22 protein-coding genes are annotated in these 19,417 nt (G+C 39.3%); 21 read left to right on the top strand and 1 reads right to left on the bottom strand.

From position 1 onward, the window contains the following. The first annotated feature begins 864 nt into the window (after nucleotides 1-864). The 17 genes from E7T07_RS09930 to E7T07_RS09855 all read left to right on the top strand — a co-directional run bounded on the left by E7T07_RS09930 (nucleotide 865) and on the right by E7T07_RS09855 (nucleotide 14,932). Nucleotides 865-1,275: an STY4534 family ICE replication protein gene (locus E7T07_RS09930; protein ID WP_135710987.1), complete on the top strand. Its 411-nt coding sequence runs from the start codon at nucleotides 865-867 to the stop codon at nucleotides 1,273-1,275. Between the two features lie 118 nt (nucleotides 1,276-1,393). Then, nucleotides 1,394-1,675 carry a hypothetical protein gene (locus tag E7T07_RS09925; protein ID WP_180338721.1) on the top strand — a complete coding sequence of 94 codons (282 nt, stop codon included), beginning with the start codon at nucleotides 1,394-1,396 and terminating at the stop codon, nucleotides 1,673-1,675. A 190-nt stretch (nucleotides 1,676-1,865) separates the two neighbouring features. After that, nucleotides 1,866-2,186: a hypothetical protein gene (locus E7T07_RS09920; protein ID WP_135710986.1), complete on the top strand. Its 321-nt coding sequence runs from the start codon at nucleotides 1,866-1,868 to the stop codon at nucleotides 2,184-2,186. Nucleotide 2,187: 1 nt separating this feature from the next. After that, nucleotides 2,188-2,358 (top strand): hypothetical protein, encoded by a 171-nt coding sequence (locus E7T07_RS11000; protein ID WP_167874955.1) that lies wholly within the window; start codon nucleotides 2,188-2,190, stop codon nucleotides 2,356-2,358. Between the two features lie 75 nt (nucleotides 2,359-2,433). Further along, nucleotides 2,434-2,691, top strand: a complete 258-nt coding sequence (locus E7T07_RS09915) for a CCDC90 family protein (RefSeq protein WP_135710985.1) — start codon at nucleotides 2,434-2,436, stop codon at nucleotides 2,689-2,691. A 33-nt stretch (nucleotides 2,692-2,724) separates the two neighbouring features. After that, nucleotides 2,725-3,171 (top strand): virulence factor, encoded by a 447-nt coding sequence (locus E7T07_RS09910; RefSeq protein WP_135710984.1) that lies wholly within the window; start codon nucleotides 2,725-2,727, stop codon nucleotides 3,169-3,171. Nucleotides 3,172-3,253: 82 nt separating this feature from the next. Further along, on the top strand, nucleotides 3,254-3,583 hold the full coding sequence (locus E7T07_RS09905) for a hypothetical protein (protein ID WP_135710983.1): 330 nt from the start codon (nucleotides 3,254-3,256) through the stop codon (nucleotides 3,581-3,583). A gap of 85 nt (nucleotides 3,584-3,668) precedes the next feature. Next, on the top strand, nucleotides 3,669-4,319 hold the full coding sequence (locus tag E7T07_RS09900) for a DUF3560 domain-containing protein (RefSeq protein WP_135710982.1): 651 nt from the start codon (nucleotides 3,669-3,671) through the stop codon (nucleotides 4,317-4,319). Nucleotides 4,320-4,419: 100 nt separating this feature from the next. Then, complete coding sequence (locus E7T07_RS09895; RefSeq protein ID WP_281279619.1) at nucleotides 4,420-4,893, top strand: JAB domain-containing protein; 474 nt, start codon at nucleotides 4,420-4,422, stop codon at nucleotides 4,891-4,893. Between the two features lie 364 nt (nucleotides 4,894-5,257). Beyond that, complete coding sequence (locus tag E7T07_RS09890) at nucleotides 5,258-7,780, top strand: YadA-like family protein (RefSeq protein WP_135710980.1); 2,523 nt, start codon at nucleotides 5,258-5,260, stop codon at nucleotides 7,778-7,780. Between the two features lie 62 nt (nucleotides 7,781-7,842). After that, the gene (locus tag E7T07_RS09885) at nucleotides 7,843-8,742 is read left to right on the top strand and encodes an OmpA family protein (protein WP_135710979.1); all 900 of its coding nucleotides are present in this window, start codon (nucleotides 7,843-7,845) and stop codon (nucleotides 8,740-8,742) included. Between the two features lie 208 nt (nucleotides 8,743-8,950). Beyond that, a complete protein-coding gene (pilL2, locus tag E7T07_RS09880; protein WP_135710978.1) occupies nucleotides 8,951-9,661 on the top strand; it encodes a PFGI-1 class ICE element type IV pilus protein PilL2 in 711 nt (236 codons plus the stop codon). Between the two features lie 305 nt (nucleotides 9,662-9,966). After that, entirely contained in the window at nucleotides 9,967-10,737 is a 771-nt protein-coding gene (locus E7T07_RS09875) for a TIGR03759 family integrating conjugative element protein (protein WP_167874954.1), read from the top strand. Then, nucleotides 10,716-11,510, top strand: coding sequence for a transglycosylase SLT domain-containing protein (locus tag E7T07_RS09870; protein ID WP_135710976.1), 795 nt, complete (start codon nucleotides 10,716-10,718; stop codon nucleotides 11,508-11,510). The genes E7T07_RS09875 and E7T07_RS09870 overlap by 22 nt, the downstream gene beginning before the upstream one ends. A 50-nt stretch (nucleotides 11,511-11,560) precedes the next feature. Then, complete coding sequence (locus tag E7T07_RS09865; protein WP_135710975.1) at nucleotides 11,561-12,085, top strand: integrating conjugative element protein; 525 nt, start codon at nucleotides 11,561-11,563, stop codon at nucleotides 12,083-12,085. After that, nucleotides 12,082-14,214 carry a type IV conjugative transfer system coupling protein TraD gene (gene traD / locus E7T07_RS09860; RefSeq protein ID WP_135710974.1) on the top strand — a complete coding sequence of 711 codons (2,133 nt, stop codon included), beginning with the start codon at nucleotides 12,082-12,084 and terminating at the stop codon, nucleotides 14,212-14,214. The genes E7T07_RS09865 and traD overlap by 4 nt, the downstream gene beginning before the upstream one ends. 22 nt (nucleotides 14,215-14,236) lie before the next feature. Then, nucleotides 14,237-14,932, top strand: a complete 696-nt coding sequence (locus E7T07_RS09855) for a TIGR03747 family integrating conjugative element membrane protein (RefSeq protein ID WP_135710973.1) — start codon at nucleotides 14,237-14,239, stop codon at nucleotides 14,930-14,932. Between the two features lie 70 nt (nucleotides 14,933-15,002). Here the strand turns inward: E7T07_RS09855 and E7T07_RS09850 are convergent, their stop codons facing one another. After that, nucleotides 15,003-15,182 carry a hypothetical protein gene (locus E7T07_RS09850; protein ID WP_135710972.1) on the bottom strand — a complete coding sequence of 60 codons (180 nt, stop codon included), beginning with the start codon at nucleotides 15,180-15,182 and terminating at the stop codon, nucleotides 15,003-15,005. A 152-nt stretch (nucleotides 15,183-15,334) separates the two neighbouring features. On the opposite strand from E7T07_RS09850, the gene E7T07_RS09845 reads away from it, so the two are divergent. Genes E7T07_RS09845 through E7T07_RS09830 form a run of 4 tightly spaced genes read left to right on the top strand, consistent with a single transcriptional unit; the run spans nucleotide 15,335 to nucleotide 19,234 of the window. Next, nucleotides 15,335-15,811, top strand: coding sequence for a TIGR03757 family integrating conjugative element protein (locus E7T07_RS09845; protein ID WP_135710971.1), 477 nt, complete (start codon nucleotides 15,335-15,337; stop codon nucleotides 15,809-15,811). After that, the gene (locus E7T07_RS09840) at nucleotides 15,804-16,754 is read left to right on the top strand and encodes a TIGR03756 family integrating conjugative element protein (protein WP_135710970.1); all 951 of its coding nucleotides are present in this window, start codon (nucleotides 15,804-15,806) and stop codon (nucleotides 16,752-16,754) included. Before E7T07_RS09845 ends, E7T07_RS09840 begins: the two co-directional genes overlap by 8 nt. A gap of 19 nt (nucleotides 16,755-16,773) precedes the next feature. Next, entirely contained in the window at nucleotides 16,774-18,786 is a 2,013-nt protein-coding gene (locus E7T07_RS09835) for an integrating conjugative element protein (RefSeq protein ID WP_135710969.1), read from the top strand. A gap of 43 nt (nucleotides 18,787-18,829) precedes the next feature. Next, nucleotides 18,830-19,234, top strand: a complete 405-nt coding sequence (locus E7T07_RS09830) for a hypothetical protein (RefSeq protein WP_135710968.1) — start codon at nucleotides 18,830-18,832, stop codon at nucleotides 19,232-19,234. Nucleotides 19,235-19,417: the final 183 nt, after the last annotated feature.

The raw sequence follows: 19,417 nt of genomic DNA, 5'->3' as shown, positions 1-19,417 counted from the left end.
CTATGGCTTTAAAATGTGCTAATATGTTGATGCTTAATACATTGTATGGTTAAGCATCCTTTTTTACTACCAGAGTTCACTGGTGAAAAATTGAACGCCCTTTATGCCGTAATGGCGTGCGATGTACCAATAAACGACCACTTAGTTATTGGATAATATGCGGTAGGAAAGCGTTATATCTTGGCAGGGTAACAAATCCTTTAAACATATTAGTTTGGTCTTTTTAAGGGAAGTACATACGGATGGTATGGCTTCCCTTAATTCTTGGTGAGAAGAATTATTTTGTGAGAAGTTTGAATTAACGATTGGGAATCCGATGTAAATTGTCTATACTGCATTTGTGACGATAATATTTTGTTGATATAAATAATAAAAAATCGTACATATATAATCCCCTTTGCCATTAAATGATGATGGGTCATTTAATGGCTCTTTTTTAGCTTAGTACAATAAAATGACGCTGGGCGATAACATCATCACAAAAAAAGTCTCTTTTGTGAATTTTTACTTTTAGCTATTTATTTTCTTAAAAATTGTTTACATTGCGTATCAAGACGAATTCCTTAGTGCTATCGTTGATAGCAAGGAAAGTAGCCAGAGTCTGAAAGGTTACGGTTTTACTGCGGTAAAAATGACTCTTCCTTTAACACAATCGTGGTCTTGAGATTGTGGTTTGCGTAAGCAAATTGACCAATCCCTTAGCCATATATTGGCAAAAAACTCTTGGCTTTCTGTAAAAGAGTGCTCTTTTGAGTTGAAAGCATATATTACCTTATCATCAAACCATTTACCCTGACGGGAAACATTTTTCCCGAATTGGGTAGGAATGTTTCTCCGTCTTTTTTTTACATTTGGAGAAACATTATGAGTACTCAAAAACAAACTTCTTACTTCAATCTTCACACTTCTGGTATCGGTTATCTTAATGATGTTCGCATCATTGATACAAAGGGTGGTGACATCGTAGCTTGTCGTATCGCTGCATTAGTGGGTTCATCTGATAAGCCTGAATATCGTTATTTCGATATGAATGCGGTAGGTGACGAAACTGCATCACTTATCAGACGCTGCAAAGACGCAGTAGACGCGAAAAAGAAAGTTCTTGTTTCGTTTGTCATGGCTGATATGCGGGTTGAGACTTTCACTTATAAAAGTGATAGTCAATACCACAAAAAAGGCGATACCGGTGTTAGTTTGAAAGGTCGGTTGATTCAAATTAAATCAATTAAGATTGACGGTGAATCAAAATATGTGAAACAGTCCGACTCTGAATAGCTATCACTTATCCATAAGGCTTGATTTCTTTTGAAATCAAGCCTTCCCTTTACTTAACGTAGGGATGATTTCCTACGTGGAATCATTCCTACTAAATTCATCAAAGGTGGTGAATGATATGTATCATCTAACCAATCTAATTATACCTAAGCTTTTCATACCTAAAACATTACGCCGTCTTGGTGAAGATCTTCGCAAAGCCGGTGCAATTGCAGGTATTGGATTTGTCGGTTTTGTTCTTCCTAATGATGGCATTGAGACGCTTGAGTCCTTTGCTTTAGTGGTGTTTGGCATATTGTCTTGGTGTATCGGCTTGTATTTTGAATACTTGGTCGATAGAATAGAAGCAAAGCCATTAACCGTCTTGAAGAACAGAAAAGATAGTAGGAGACAATTATGAACTGGGCACTTATATCCGCTATGGCAATGGTTCTTTTACCTGTCATTGCACTTGCCATTTGGGTAACTTGGTTCTATCGAGATGTGTTATTTGAAAATAAAAAATCTCGATAAATTTTCACATTAACCCGTTGGGGATATTTATCCCGATGGGTAAATCTCCCCAATATGATATATTTAGGAGATTTATAATGGAGTTATCTATGACACTACGTTTTGATAAATTACGTTTTGTTAAAAAAGTTCAGGCTGCAAATTGGGATGATAAATCTGAATTGGCAGAAACGTTAGCAGACGCCCTTGATGAAGCTCTGGAGCAGAGTCAAAATGAATTGTTAACTAAAACTGAATTTAAACAAGCCATGGCTGAATTACGTTCCGACTTTAAAGTCGAGATGGCTAATTTGGAAGCTCGTTTGATGACAACCTTAAATGCAACCATGTATAAAATGGCTGGTTTAATCATTGCAAGTGTTGGCGTATTAATGAGCTTGATGAAGCTTATCAATTAATATGATGAAATTATCTATGACACAGCGTTTTGATAAATTAGCGACTAAGGTTGATTTACAGCTTGAAATGGCAAAATTGAAAAATGAATTAACCACCGAAATGTATAAAATGGCCGGTCTTATTTTGGCTGGCGTTGGCATTTTGATGGGATTAATGAAGTTTATCAATTAATTTAAATCACATCCTTCAGGGATATTTATCCCTGTGGGTAAATCTCCCTGATATTATTCAATAAGGAGATTTATAATGGAGTTATCTATGACACTACGTTTTGATAAATTGAAATTTGTGAAAAAACTTCAAGAAAGTGGTCAAGATGTAGCTCAGGCTGAAGCTTTAGCCGATGCCATTGATGAAGCACTTGAACAAAGTCAAAGTCCTTTAGCAACTAAAAGTGATTTAAAAGATCTTGAAGTTAAACTCACCACTGAAATGTATAAAATGGCCGGCCTTATTTTGGCAGGTGTTGGCATTTTGATGGGGTTAATGAAACTTATCAATTAGTGACTCAATTTATATCTACAATAGAGATTCTTTATGAATCGTACTTTAATTGTGTTTGATATGGATACGCACTGTTTAGAAGCACAATACCATCATCCAAACCGGAAAAATGCGTATGCGGATATTCAACGTATTCTTAAAAAACACGGTTTCACCAATATACAAGGTACTGTTTATTTAAGCGAAACAGGAATAAAACAAGCACATGGCACACTTGCGTTGCAAGAAGTTGCTGCTCGTTTTGAATGGTTTGCTCATTGCGCATCGAATATTCAATTTTATGAATTAAAAGATGATTTTAATGCGCAATTTATTGTTGATGGCGTACAACGTGCAAGAGAAGCGTTTAATCGCTCTATTGAAACGTTAAGAAAAGAGCTACTTGATGCAGGTCTTTCTGAAAATAAAGTAGAAGAGATTGTGGGTAAACGACAATTTTCTCTACAGTACGCTCAAGATCAACAATTATTATCTAAATAAGACCTTTCACTATCTACCCCCAAAGGGAAATATAACTCCCTTTTGGGTGTCGTATTTCCCTTTATTTTTTAGGAGAAATACGATGTCATTTTTCAATATACCACTTAATTGTTCACCGAAATGCAGTGCTTGGGAAGATATTCTTTATCATTACCGTGATTGGGTTAATGATGATGAAGTATGGGAAATAGCTCGGGAAAGTAAAGAGCTTCCTGTGCTTGGCAATGTCTATCAAAGTTTAGTGCTTGGACGAGTACTTTCACATTTCTGTGATGAAACAGGCTTAGAAGAGAATGATTTAGATATTTTCTTTTGGGTCAATTCGATTGATACACATTTAGTGATTAACGATTGGGATATTTGTACTGTCGATGATTACTGGAATTGTATTGAAAAAAATCGAGTTCATTAATTTATTTTTAACATTAACTACCCCAAAGGGAAATACAACTCCCTTGTGGGTATCGTATTTCCCTTTATTTTTTAGGAGAAATACGATGACTACTACAAATTCTTACGCTAAATTCGCACCAAATGTTTATGTTGCAAAATGCCCTGAAGCACATGCTAAAGGTGATTGCATTATACTGACGAGCAAATATGGTAATGAAACCGAAGTTGAAATCCATAATCTTGTCAAACAACAAGACGGATTTTTCTTCTATTCTTTCGTCCGTTGTGATGGCTCAAATAGTCAAACTCGTGCAGCAATGAAAGCAGAGCGTTATCAAGGTTATGCGCATAATGCAATGATTCGCAGTGAAAAATACTGTGAAGCTGCGAATGAAGGGCGCGAATTTCTTCGTTTAGGTGAGCCAATTAAAATTGGACATCATAGCGAAAAACGACATCGTGCTTTAATTGAGCGCAATGCGCGTAGAATGGATAAGGCAGTTGACGAAATGCGAAAAGCTGAAAGCTATAGCAGCAAAATTGCCTATTGGGAATTAATGGCGGATAAAATTGATTTATCTATGCCCGAAAGTGTTGAATTCTTTGAGTTTAAATTGGCGCAAGCTAAAGAAAAACATCAGGAATTAAAAACACATCCCGAAAAGCGTGCTCATGCTTACTCGCTGACTTATGCGAAAAAAGACGTCAATGAATTTGAGAAAAAAGTGAAATTAGCCAGATTACTTTGGGCATAATCACTTTTATTATTCATTTCTATATTTACTCACCCCTATGGGAAACATAGCTTTCCTATTGGGGAGACTTGTTTCCCTTTTTTTATTGGAGAAACAAGTTATGTGTAAATTTTTAACTGCAAATGAAAATGCTGTAATTGAACAAGCAGCGTTATTAATGGCTAAAGTGATGGAACAATCCCCTGTTTATCAATCAGGGATAACATTCAATGATCCGTCAATGGTGATGGATTTTTTGAAAATGAAATTAGGTTTAAAAGAGCGTGAAGAATTTATGGTGTTATTTTTAGATAACCAACATAAATTGCTTTCTGCTGAAATCTTATTTCAAGGCACAATCAATGCGACTGCGGTTTATCCAAGGGAAGTGATTAAACGAGCACTCGAGCTTAACGCAGCTGCATTAATTCTTGCCCATAACCATCCTTCCGGCCAAGTTACACCAAGTCAGTCTGATAGAAATATCACGACAAAAATCAAAGATGCAGCAGCACTATTTGATATTCGTTTACTTGATCACATCATTGTAGGCGGTACAACTACTTATAGTTTTGCTGAAAATCTTGATTTGTAATATCTCATTTTGATCTGCACCTTAACGAGCCGGCTGTTTCATCCGGCTCTTAGGGGCAGATCATGTTTTGATTAATCTTTCAATAAGCCAAAATTCAGCTTCTCCTAAGTTGGTTGAAATTCATAGTCAAACGTATCATTTAATGATACTGTTATCAATGTAATTTTAAATTTTATTAATGTTAACTGATTTTCTCACATTACCAGTTCATCATCTTTCCTTTCTCATTCTTACGTTCTTATTCATCACCATTTCTATTTGTACTCGATTAAAGTCTTAAAATCACAAATTTAATTTGTTATTAAAATTGATTTTAATTTTATTTATAGTTAATGCCTGTTTTTTTTAATAAAAGGTCTTTTATATGAATAAAAAATACATGGTAAAGCGTAATGCGCATGGTCAAGCTGTTGTTGTATCAGAACTTGCCAAATCAAAAGGTAAACTTTCATCAGTAGCTAAAGTAGTCGGACTTGCTATTTTAGGTCTTTCTTCATCTGCATTCGCAGAAACAACCAACGAAATCACCACTTACGGTCAAGGTGCAACAGCTCAAACCGGGGGAACTGCGGTTGGTGTCAATGCTAAAGCAGATACTAACGGGACCGCCATCGGACAACAAGCAACCGCAAGTAATAATGCGACAGCTAATGGGTATGTGTCAGCAGCGTTAGCTAATGATACGATCGCCATTGGTGTGAATAGTGGGGCAGTGGGTGATGGGTTAGGTAAAGAAACATTTACTCACTTAAAAGAAATCGATCAAAAAATTACAGAATATTCAAAAGAAACTCCACCAGTTGATCCATTAAAGGCGGTTGCACCAACATTACGTCCTGTTGAGGGTTCTATTTTAGCTAATCCATTTAAAGAGACTTCTGGTTACGTTTGGAGTCTAGGAAGTGATGGCGTTTTTGAACAAGTTACATTCATTTTAGGAAATGTAAATTCTTTCGATATTAATGAACAAATCAGAAATGACGCATCATCAGTATATAAAAATTTTTATGAACCTATTAAAGACCAGTTAAAATTTAATACTGAAGAAAAAATGCGTGCAGTGACATTAGATTCAATGAAAGCATTGTATCAAAGTTTTGTTGATAGCAAATCTTCAACAGTAAATGATTTCACTAGTGAATATGTGACAAATATTCAAACTAAATTAGCAGAATATGAAAATCAAAATAGTGCATTGTATGAAGCACTTTTAACAGTGTATCAAACTAAAAATCCAAATAGCTTAACAGAAACTCAAGCGCAATTAATTGTAGATAATGAAGCTTTATCTGTTGAGATCACAAAATTATTAACACAAAAAGAATATGGTGAATATTATTCAAAAGAATTAGATAGAGTGACTAATTACTCTTTAAATTCATTCCACGATGATAGAGGTGAAAAACCTTACGATGAAACAGTGGCTATCAATATGTATAATCAAATTGAAGCTGCATTAACATCTTACGATACAGCTCTTGCTGAATACAACGCTAAAGTTGCTGCTTATGACGAAGCCGTAAAAACTCGTGAAATCACGGAAGCAGAGCGTGTCGTAAAACTCGAAGAAGCGATCAAAGAGTTGAACGACAAAGCGACAGAATTAGGCTTGGGTGATGGCTATACCAGTCTTTCACAAGTATTAGGCTCGTTAGAAGGTCGTGCTATTGCTATCGGTAATCAGGCGTATGTGTCTGGTAATGAAGCAGTGGGTGTTGGTTATGGCAATACCGTAACAGGCTCTCGCTCAAATGTGGTCGGTACGCACAACAATGTGACAACAGCGAACAATAACGTGATGGGTAATGACAATACCGTAACCGTTAGCGAAGGTAACGTACTTGTGGGTAATAACATCACTTTTGCTCAAGGTGTAACAACCAGTGATAACATTGCATTAGGCTCGAATACTGTAATTTCTGCACCTTTTCCGACTACCAGTGTAGATATTCAAGGAGCAACATATAGCTTTGCTGGTAAAAATCCAACATCAGTATTAAGTATTGGTAGCGAAGGTAATGAACGTCAGATTCAAAATGTGGCGGCAGGTCGTGTTACCAAAACTTCAACCGATGCCATTAACGGTTCACAACTTTATGCCGTTGTAGAAGCGGTTAATGCTCTTCAAGCGATTAACTTTGACGGTATTTTTGCGGCAGATACCAACACACAATATGCCGTATCCGCTAAGTTAGGTAAAGGCTTAAAAGTGGACGAAAACGGCGCGATTGCGGCGACTGCTCAACCGATTAATGGCGGTTCAGGTGTTTCGATTACCACAAATGCTCAAGATGAAGCCGTAGTGAATGTTGCAGGTGTAATGACCACGACTGATGATGGCAAATCTTACGCTCGCTCTGATTTAACGAAAGCTGTTGACATAAAAGGCGATGGTAAAAATATTCGTACTTCAACCGCTGCTAATGGTGATGTACAGGTTCAATTGGCTGATGAAATTCAAGTCAAAAACATTGTGATTCAAAATGGTCCTGTCATTAATCAACAAGGTATTGATGCGGTAGGTACACGTATCACTCATGTTCAAGATGGTGTTGCACCCACGGATGCCGTTAATGTTCGTCAGTTAACCCAACAAGGAAATATTATCAATCAACGTATTGATAACCTTGCCGATCATGTGAAGAAAAACAAAAAACGCACGGATGCGGGTATTGCTTCCACTGCGGCAATGACCAATATTCCGCAAGTGTTGCTTGCCGGACAATCCGGGATTGGTGTGGGTATCGGTCACCGCGATGGACAAAGTGCGATTGCCGTGGGGTATTCTCGCGCGTCTGAAAATGCTAAACATAGCGTTAAATTCTCTGTAGGTATGGATACCCAAAGCAAAGCCACCTTGGGTGCTGGTTATATGTATAATTGGTAATGATTTGACATCAGGCATGTCTTTCGATATGCCTGATTTTCCTTTACTTAAGGTTTAATAATATGAAAATGACATTAAAATTAACCGCACTTACGTTGATCAGTGCAGCGATTACGGCTTGTGGTAATCTTTCGCAAGTCTCACGTGATGGAACAACGGATTCCCCTGTTTTCCCAAATATTGAACAATCCACATTTAATCATGATGGTACGCAGTATGGTACTTGGCCAAACTGGGATAATGTCCGTATGATTGAACGCGGTATGTCGAAAGATCAAATTCGGCATTTAATTGGCAACCCGCATTTTGGTGAAGGGTTGTATGGGGTTCGTGAGTTTGATTATGTGTTTAACTACCGCGAAAAAGGAATACATAAAATTTGTCAATATAAGGTGCTGTTTGATGACCAAATGCAAGCGCAAACGTTCCTTTGGTATCCAAATGGGTGCCATTCCAACCATACGTTCAATATGAATACCGATTTGCTGTTTGATTTTGATCAATATGAATTAACGGCTCAAGGCAAGCAGGTGATCGCAGAATTAGCGCAATCATTAAATACCCTGTCCGTGAAATCCATTGTGATTGGTGGGTATACTGATCGCCTAGGCAGTGTGAAATATAATTTAGATTTATCTAAACGCCGCGCGGAATCTGTTAAGGCAGAATTGCAGCACTTAGGTGTCAATACTGACATTAAAACGATTGGTTTTGGTAAAGCACATCAAGTGAAGCATTGTGATGGTTACGATCAGGCAGCGAAGGATTGTTTACGACCAAATCGCCGCGTTGTGGTTAAAACCGCAGCCAGCAAGACGATGAATACGCAACAAGCAGGTACCATTGGTCCTGCACCGCTTTATGATGTGAATTATCCTTATAGCCCCAATGTGACAGGAAATCCGTATCCAACACAGCTTCCTTATTCCGCTGAGCCGTTGATGAAAAGATACGAATTATAATGCTTTAATGCTCATCTCTAGTGTTATCAATGCCCGAATTATGATCGGGCATTTTTATTGACGCTGTCTATGATGAGATGTGACTGATTCAGAGAGAAAAAAAACTCTCTTAAATGTAAATTTAATTTATTCTAAAAATCTCCGCTGTTTTCCGCCATTATGTGCACGCTAATTTCATTATCTCTTTTTAATCACGAAGGAATATTCCATGAAGAAAGTCTCTTTTGTATTTACGTTAACGGCAATGTCCGTGATTGCCGTAAGCTTAACAGGATGTGCTAAAAGTTCTTCATTTAAAAACACATCACAAACTACCTTATCACCAGGTATTCCTTTACCTAGCCCTGAAGAAGTAAAAACATCGCCTGTTAAAATGTTAGAGTTTAAATCAAAAGACGGAAAAATTTTAACGCTCAGCGAAAAACAATTTGCTGAATTAACCGGTAAGCAAAATACATCTTATCATGCTGTGGATGAAGATATTTATACCGCTGCTTATGATGAAGCCCCTGAAGTGGTGCGTTATGATCGCTATACCCTTGTGAGCAGCAAACCAAACGGCGGCCAAAAATACTTATTAGAGCAAGTGGTTTCTGTCGATATTCCGACCGGTAAAGGGAAAAATGTTTCCTATTCACAAAATGTGCGTCAAGGGATTGAAGCCGCTTTAAAACATACCGGTTTTAGTTTATGTGCTTCTCCTGAGAGTAGCGTTAGCGGTTTATTCAATCGTCCATTGCCGAAAGTGCATTATAGCTTTGGTCCGATGAAATTACGTGATGCGTTAGAAATGCTCGTAGGTGAAGCTTATACCTTGAAGGTGAATTACGAAACACGAGATGTTTGTTTTGAACGCCGATTCGATATTCCTAAGAAAGTGACACCTCCTGTACAAGTAGAAAGTAACCTAGCCCTATAACAATAAGAAATACCAACCTCAATTTGGTCATCATCATGATGGCCTTTTTTGCTTTCTTTATTTTCCCTTTTTATTTTTTTGTTTTTCTTTTTTGAGCTTTTTATTTTTCTTTTTTTGAGTTTTTTGGTTTTTTGGCTTGTGTTGTTTTTGGCTCTGATTGTTTTGGGCTTTGTCATTTTTTTGATGATGGCTCTTGGCGCAAAAATTGTTTTATTTCCCAATTTAGTTTTTCATTAAATTTTTTTTTGACTTTTGGCATAGTCTGAAAAATTGTTGTATCAACAGTCCATGAAATGGAGAAAATAATGAAATCTCGTATCACCATGCTAATTACTACCACACTGGCTATGTCGTCTGCCTATGCGGTTCCCAATCAAACGGTAAATAGTGCCAATTTACAATCACTTCAGCAAGCTGAACAGCAGAAAAATACTGTTGAAAAAGCCTTGGGACAGAATACAACCAATCAACTTAAACTATCCGAAAGTCCTTGGCTTGACTGGGGATTAACGCAAGAAGAATGGTCTCAATATCAGCAATTGAAAGCGGGGTCTCGTGGCATTTGGACGCCTAATCTCGATCCATTAACGATGCTCGGTATTGAAGCGAAAACAGAGCAAGAGCGTGCTCATTTCGCTGAATTATTGGCTAAAAAAGAATATCAACGTGTAGAAAAAGAAATCGCTTTCCAAATTGCCTATAACCGCGCGTTTGAACGGCTCTACCCGAACCAATTGCCATTCTCTAATGATGGTAATGCCGGCACACCTGTTTCTGCCGTCAGTCGCGTGATTTATTTTACTAAACTGGATTGTGATGAATGTAATAAGAATGTTGGACGCTTATTGAATATTGTTGGCGATAAACCGATTGATATTTACTTCTTAGATTCGATGAAAGATGACAACAAAATTCGTGATTGGGCGGTGAAATATCAAATTGATATTGAGAAGGTTCGTCATCGCCAAATTACCTTAAACCATGATTCAGGTTATTGGCTGAAGTATGGTCAAGGTAAGATGCCTGTTGCCTTTCAAATTAGCGGAGACAATCAATGGAAAATACTGCGCTATTAAACTATCGAACACTGCTACAGGGACTTGTGGGATTGGGTATTTGTATTTTGGGGCAGGATGTTGGGGCAAGAACGCATACAGTACCGCCTGCGTTTAGAGAAATTGCGCAGACACATCAAGTTCCCCCGACTATTTTATATGCGGTTGCCATGAATGAGAGCAAAACCAAGCTTGCTTCGGCGAATGTTAAACCTTGGCCATGGTCGATCAATGTGGCAGGAAAAGGCTACCAATATGCCAGTAAGTTAGAAGCGTGCCAAGCCTTTCATCGCTTTGCCAAACGTTATCCCTTAAAAAATATTGATATTGGCATTGCGCAAGTGAATGTAGGTTGGAATGGAAAACGCTTCTTCCGTTCAACCTGTGATGGATTTGAACCCTACACCAATTTGCATGCGGCATCCATTATTCTCAGTGAATGTCATCAAAAGCATCAAAACTGGATTGCCGCGACCGGGTGCTATCATCATCCGGCAGGTGGTCAACCTGCCGAAAAGTATAAGTCAGGGATTCGCGCAAACTTAAAGCAAATCCGTGGTATCGATCATTCACCGTCAGGTTTGGACAATGCCATTGAAACCGCGCGAATTCAGTTGCAGGACAGTAAAAAGTCAATGACTACGACATCTAAAATACGCCCATCTCGAAGTGTATCAGTCACATCACCCGGTGTTCGTTTGGTATCAGATAGCCCTGTGAATTGGATTCAACCTGTCACAACGGCAGAGAATATTACCTGGGTTACACCATTATCTGTCTCAAAAAACAATTAATGGTCAATATTGTATCTACGTTTAATTAATCTCATCGTGAAATAGAATCAATGAAACATCAAAACAAAAATCGAAAAATGTCTCTACTCTCGCTTATTATGAGCCTGTGTAGCCTATCTGCCATCGCACAACCGACAGTCATTGCAGATTTAGGGGGAGAAAGTGCGGTTCGTTTTTATGAACCTATTCAGCCTGTACATTCGCCTGAAGCTCCAAAGCATCATAATGCTGTACCGAGTCAACTTTCTGAAGCGCAACTGCTTCCTGTGGTTTCGCATAAATTTTCAGTCGGTAAAGTCAATGCCCAAGCGATGAATTTACCCGGCATATACCCCTTTTTTCTTGTCGGCTATGATGATGTATCCATGGATTGGTTGAATGCCAATCGCGACAAACTGATTAAACTACAAGCAACAGGTTTGGTCATTAATGTAAAGACTGAAGCAGAATTACAAGCGTTACGCGATATTTTACCTGAGCTTACATTCATGCCGGCCCCAGCGGACAGCTTAAGTGAACGGCTGGGGATTCAGCATTATCCCTTATTATTAACATCGGAAGGTATTTATCAATGAGTAATAAGTATTTAATGGAAGCCTTGCTGCGTCCCCCGGTTGAGTTTTATACCACGGCAATTTGTATTGTTGCCATTATTTTTTGTACGTTAATGCCATGGGCAATTGCCTTGCAACCTACGGTGGGATTGGGCTTAGCCTGTGGGTTTGCATGGTTAGGGATTAAACGTGGCTTAGAAGGCTGGAAAATTGTGAAATATCACCGCAATTTGAAACGCTTACCAACCTACGCGCTAACCAGTAAACAAATTCCTGTGGGGAAAAAATTTTTGTTCCTTGGGAAAGGCTTTCAGTGGGGACAAAAGCATACTCAGCGGTTGCATGATTGTTTTCAACAAAATGCAGAAAAGTATATTCGCCCATCAAAATGTTTTGTGGCTGTTCGTGAATTTGAAAAGAAATATGAAAATAGCTTTATTGCGAAATTAACATCAAAAGACAGCCCCTTTAATCCATTTCGTCCTTTACCACCGGTAGAAGGGATTCCGGCTATTCATGGTATTGAACTTGATGAAGTTAATGTGACCGTACCACTCAGTAGCCGTGTGGGGCATATGTTGGTCTTAGGCACAACACGTGTAGGAAAAACGCGATTAGCTGAGTTGTTGGTCACACAAGATATTCATCGTGGTAAAACCTTTAATGAGCGTGAAGTGGTTGTTTTCTTCGACCCTAAAGGGGATGCTGATATTCTGAAGCGGATGTACGCCGAAGCGAAACGTGCCGGACGCGACAACGAGTTTTATGTGTTCCATTTAGGTTGGCCTGATATTTCTGCACGCTACAACGCGGTTGGACGTTTTAACAAGATCACGGAAGTGGCAGGACGTATTTCCGGACAACTAAGCGGTTCAGGCAATAGCGCGGCATTTAAAGAATTTGCTTGGCGATTTGTCAATATTATTGCCCGCGCTTTAGTGGAACTGGGTCGCCGTCCTAATTATGAGCAAATCGCGCGATATGTTCGCAGTATTGATTCGTTATTCTTAGATTACGCGAAATTCTATTTTGACCGTCAAGATAAGAAAATTTGGGCAATGATTGCGGAAGCATCCACAAAAATCGATCAAAAAAACTTATCCCTTGCCATGAAAGGGCGTAATGAAATGGTTGTCGCAGTCGATCAGTATATTCGGGATAACCAAGTCTTTGACCCTGTCCTTGATGGCTTATGTAGTGCGGTGCGATATGATAAAACTTACTTTGATAAGATTGTCGCATCATTATTGCCTTTATTAGAAAAACTGACATCCGGGAAAATTGCGGAGCTTTTATCCCCTGATTACTCTGATATTCTTGATGCTCGTCCTATTTTTGACTGGGAAGAAGTTATTCGTAAACGTGGGATTGTTTATATCGGCTTGGATGCTTTGTCCGATTTAACCGTGGCGGCTGCAGTAGGAAATTCTATGTTTGCGGATTTAGTTTCGATGGCCGGTCATATTTATAAATTTGGTATTGATGATGGTTTACCGCAATCGCCGAACGCCAAACAAAGCAAAATTTCTATCAACGTCCACTGTGACGAATTCAATGAGTTGATTGGTGATGAGTTTATTCCGCTCATCAACAAAGGCGGCGGTGCAGGCGTACAGGTTACGGCTTATACGCAGACGATTTCTGATATTAAAGCACGAATTGGTGATGCTGCAAAAGCCGGGCAAATTGTCGGTAACTTTAACTCTATGGTCATGTTACGCGTGAAAGAACAAGCGACAGCAGAAGTCTTAACGAAGAATTTACATGAAGTGACCATTTTAGAAAGTATGGCGATTTCAAGTGTCACGGACAGTAACGATCCGAATTCGGATAAAGACTTTGGCTCTAATACAGGTGACCGTGTAACCGCAAAACAAAAACCGATGCTTTCACCGGCCGATATTACGAACTTACCTAAAGGTCAAGCCTTTGCGCTGATTGAAGGGAGTCAGCTATGGAAAATTAGAATGCCATTACCCATTGAAGATAAGGACGATATGATGCCGGCTAATCTTCAACAACTGGCCCAGTCTATGCGTGAAAATTACCGTACCACTGAAACTTGGTGGGAAGGGGTTAATGCTTATCAGCCTAATAAAGACGTGGTCGATGCCTTTGAATCACTTTCTCAAACCGCGATGCCGGTATAACACTTAAGTAGGTAATCCAATTATGGCAACAGAAGAAACACCACAAGTACAACAGGCAAAACGAAGCTCATCTAAATTAAATCCCTTTTCGTTAATCGGGATTTTATTGGGATCGCTTCTTTTTAGTATTATCGTTGAATGGATAGGTATTGCGTTCTTTTGGACAGCAGAAGGTGCAATGCACAGTAAACAGGTGATGATGGATGAATTCGGTTGGTTTTCTACGGACTTTCAACAAAGTCTGATTTATAGCCAGCCTGTTCATTTTGCCGAATGGGCAATCTCGTCACTTCATCATTGGTTATTTGTGAAAACAGGGATTCAAGCGTGGCTTGCGCATCCAACGGAGTCTAATTGGAGCGCGTACATTTATTATCATGTGCGTGATTATGTGGAAGCATCACTGTATGTGCTGATCACCTTTATTATCCGCCTGATTATTATTGTGCTAACCAGCCCACTGTTCCTATTAGCGGCGTTAGTTGGGTTTATTGATGGATTGGTACAGCGTGATTTACGCCGTTTTGGTGTTGGGCGTGAGTCAGCCTTTAAATACCATTATGCGAAGCGGTTGGTTTTTCCATCCATGATCGTTGCTTGGCTGATTTATTTAAGTATTCCCTTTTCCATTCACCCCAATTTGATATTAATTCCATCGGCGGTGTTATTTGGCTTGCTGATTGCATTTACATCTGCCAACTTTAAAAAGTATTTGTAAGTATCAAAAAAATCCCTGCGAATTCAAAAAAAACTTACTTTTTGAGTTTGCAGGGATTAAAAAACATCGCTTATTCTTGGCTATAAGTTCTCAGATTACGATTAAAATCACGTACAAATTTATTGCGATTTTTATATAAGTTTTTGCGATCTCGCTCAAAACCATGATGAACATCAGGATATTCCATTGTTTTTTGCAAAACTGATGAGACGATACTTAAATTAGTTAAGCGTTTAAATAAGTTCAACATGCTCTCTCCTTACAAATTAGGTATATATTAAAATCAATTTAAACCAAAACACAACAAAAAAATTCTCTCAAGTTCAATTTTAGTTTTCTATTTTCTTTTTCAAACCAAGTTTTTAATGTGTCATTAAAATACCATTAATCTTGATTGAAATTATGAAAATACCACATCAACACACTCAACTTAGCTTCCAACTCATAGGCTTATGTGTATTAGGCGCAATGCCTTATGCACAAGCAACATCACCCATTGAAAACACACAAGTCATCGCCTATTCCATTACAGCTTATCCCATCAAAGGCGCACATCTAGCCGATGAAAGTCATTACCTTGATAGGGTTGAAATAATTGAAAATGACGTCAGCCGCCATTTAGGAACATCGCTGGAAAGTGCAGAAAAACAAGCGAAAGAATGGCTAAATTCCCCACAATGGAAACAAATCGAAGGTCAATTGGCAGAAGCCTATCAGGGCGTTGTCAGTGGCTGGAAAAATGGCGTGATGAAAGTCCCTGCAGTTGCCTTTATTTCATCGGACAACACGAAAACGGAAATTGTGTATGGCACGAGTGATGTTGAGCAAGCTATCCATCTTTATCGAAAAGCACATCATATCAAGGAAAAAAATGAATAGATCTAAATTTTTCACCGTCTTTTTAAGTGGCACGATGGGGATGTTGCCACTGACTTATTCCGGCAACGTTGCGGCGAATCAAATTAATACTGCGACTATTTTAACATCTAGCGCGTCTCCCGATTGCGCGGATTATAAGCTTGTCGGAATGTGTTATTGGCTGTTTTGCACTAAATTTGGTTGCACTGTCCGAACGTCCGTGAAAGTTCATCATTTCATCCCGGAGATGGTTGTTTCGAGCTACAACCATATAGGACAAAGTCCTTGGACGGAAATGAGCTGGATGAATCAAGGCGCACAAGGCGGACGAGCACAAAGTCCGATTAAAAATTACAGTCAATATCGTTTCAAAAATGCAGAAGCTATTGGTCATCCCGGCGGTTTATTTTTGAATATGATTAGCAGTATGGGTTACTCCTGTGAATCACAAACAACACCGTTTCAACCTTATTTTTTAAGTGCCTTAGATTATCTTGCATGGAATCAAGGTGTTCCTGAAATGCTTTACCCTGAAGCCTTAACACCGGGCATGCGCGAAGTGCGCGCCAATGGTGATTTATGGGGAAATATTTATCCGCGTTCAGGCAGTGTGACGCAAGTGCATGATTACAAAGCGGCAGGGCTCATTGCACAACGTGTAGCAGACATTGTCAGTCGCTCAGGACAATTGCATGTGTATTACCCGGCTACAAAAGGGAATTCAGCGGGATACTGGCCACCGAAAGAAGTCAAAGAAGGGGATAAGAAAACCCATAAATGGCAAATGTTAAGCCCTGCGATGTCACAATCTTGTTCGATTTTCCCTGATGGTCAAGCTGCGGACAGTTATTCGAGCAAATTATCCGAACAAGGAAATTACAGCTGGGCATTGTGGCGACCTTATGCCTGTTGTAAACGCCGTGGGCAAACATTCCTAGGTAGCACGGATTGGATGAGTTATTAGTCTTTTAAGGGAGAACGTTATGAAGTCAAAGAAATCCTATCAACAAAAATTAACGCCACTTGCATTGAGTATGCTAGTGGGGATCAGCACCTTAACATCGAATTCTGTTTCAGCTAATTATTTGCAAGGCTCTGTCTTATCCGATAATTTGTTTTATTCCATCGGGGGCGGTGCGGCGATTATGCCGCCGACTGCCAATAAAGCCCCCAATACCTATAGTATCGGTATTGGTTGGTCGAGTAACTTAATGTGCGGTAATTTTGATTTAAAAACGAGCGTTAAAAATCAATTAAATGGCGTAACAGAAGGGTTTAAAGATTTATTCGGGAATGTGATTGAATCCGCACAAGGCGCGGTCGCGAGCTTACCTGCCATGATTATTCAACGTGCCAATCCGCAGTTGTATGACATTTTAACCAATGGGATGTATCAAGCGTCCCTTGATTTTAATAAGTTTAAAACCGACTGTGAAACGATGAGTGCTCAATTGGCCGATCGTGTCATGGGGAATAAATGGACAGATTTAGCGAAGCTTGAAAACTACAAAGACATCGTAAGTGTCTCGACCGACCCTAAAATGGCGAAAAAGCAAATGGAGAAAGACGGCGGTAAAAATGGTGTTCAATGGATTGGCGGTGAAAAGAAAGGGGGACAAAATCAAGGACGAATTGAAGTCATTTATGACTCTGTACTTGCAGGTTATAACGTTCTCTTAGGGCGTAAGGCAACGGATAAAAGCAGTATTTCATCGCAAGCTTGCGATGGCATGCTTTGCTCTGAATGGAAAAAACCTGAAGACGCCGCAGCTTGGGTGAGAGATGTCTTAGGTGATAAATCATTGTCTACTTGTGCAGACTGCGGTACACCTGCCATCGAAGCAAAAGCCGGGACGGGGCTTGCGCCGAAAATTGAGAAAGAAACCATTAAATTGATGGCAAATTTCCAAGATGTTTTAAATTCACCATCGGTCACCAATGAACAATTAGCAACATTAGGCTCTACCACTGTCCCTATTACGCGTACAGTGATTGAATCATTAAAAGAAGATCCTGACGCTGTCATTTTAGCGACTCGTTTGTCGAACGAAGTGGCGATTTCACGTAACCTTGAAAAAGCATTAATGGCAAGACGTATGCTATTAGCCGGGATGCGCGAACCTAACGTGACACAAAATACCGATGCGATGGAAGAATTAGAGCGTAATTTAGCGACATTAGATCGCGAGATTAACCAAGTGAAAATGGAAATGGACTTGCAACGTTCCATTAACCAAAATACGATTATCGCCATTTTAAATAACCGCACGGTTGAGCAACAACGTGCATTAACCAGTAACGCAAAAGATAACAGTGATACGCGTATCTGGGGCGAAAAAACAAAATCGCAGGGTAGTGTCAGTGGTTCAAACTTAGCCCCTGTTGAACGATATATCAACATGAATGTGCCAACAGAAGAAAGTGGGTTAAATGGCTTCTATGGCTCATATAACGCCACACCAACCCCGGGCGGTTCAGGTAGTGGGACAGGAATTTCAGGTTCAGGCAGTTATAGTTCAATTCCGCCTTTAACTGGAGCAGCTATCGATCAGGCAACGGCATTATTGAAAAATTTTGAAGGATTTAGTTCAAAAGCCTATTGGGATGTTAATGCTTATCGGACAGGTTATGGTTCAGATACCATTACCAAAGCCGATGGTACTGTGGTTAAGGTCACTAAAGATACGGTGATAACGCGAGAAGATGCGGAACGTGATTTGGCGCGCCGTACTCAAGAGTTTGCCAATAGAGCAAGAAACCAAGTATTAGCTGAGTCATGGGATGCATTACCTGCAAACGTGCAAGCTGCGCTAACATCGTATGCCTATAATTATGGACGACTAACGAAAGATGTGAAACAAGCAGCCATTAACGCTGCCAAAACAGGTGATATGACAGGTTTAGCCAATGCGGTGAGAAATCGTCAAACGAATAACGGTGGCATTAATGCCAAACGAAGAAATCAAGAAGCAGATTATATTCTTGGTAAAAGTTAAGGTATAATACCGAAAGTTAACCATCTATTTAAGGAGATTTATTATGCGTAAACTTATGACTGCCTTAGTGTTAGCTGCAATGTCTGTTTCAGCAAGTGCAGCGAATTCCACAATTTTTTCATGTAAAACGGAAAATGGCTCATCCGTGTTGGTGAAAAAAGTTGGTAATAACTATGAATTTACTTATGGCAGCACAACCTTTAAAAATGCGATTAAAGATGTGATGGCAAGAGAAGAAACGGCGGTTGCAGTGGGGTCTGGCTTCTCAACAAGCACATTGGAACTTGTTGATAAAGGTACGTCATATCAAATTGAAGTGGTGATACCACGTGGCAGTGACGAAGTTGATACCGCCGCGTTATCCATTTCGAAAGGTGATCGTTCAGAGAACGTAAACTGCAAACAAGCTAAACAAAATCTTGAATTTACTAAGATGAGAAGTTTATAAATGCTTATCGAACAATAGCATAAGCACAACAAAACCGCCTTGGATGGCGGTTTTTTTGTGGTTTATCGGTAAAATAAACCACATAAAGTGGGAAAGTTATTGTCAGTTAAAGTTAACTGATTTAGAATACAGCATTATATTTATCAGATACAGCCTGCAAGTCTTACTTGTAGGCTATTGGTT

This window comes from Actinobacillus porcinus (assembly GCF_901764995.1).
Taxonomy (GTDB): Bacteria; Pseudomonadota; Gammaproteobacteria; order Enterobacterales; family Pasteurellaceae; genus Exercitatus; species Exercitatus porcinus.
This window is presented reverse-complemented; position numbering and strand designations above follow the sequence as displayed.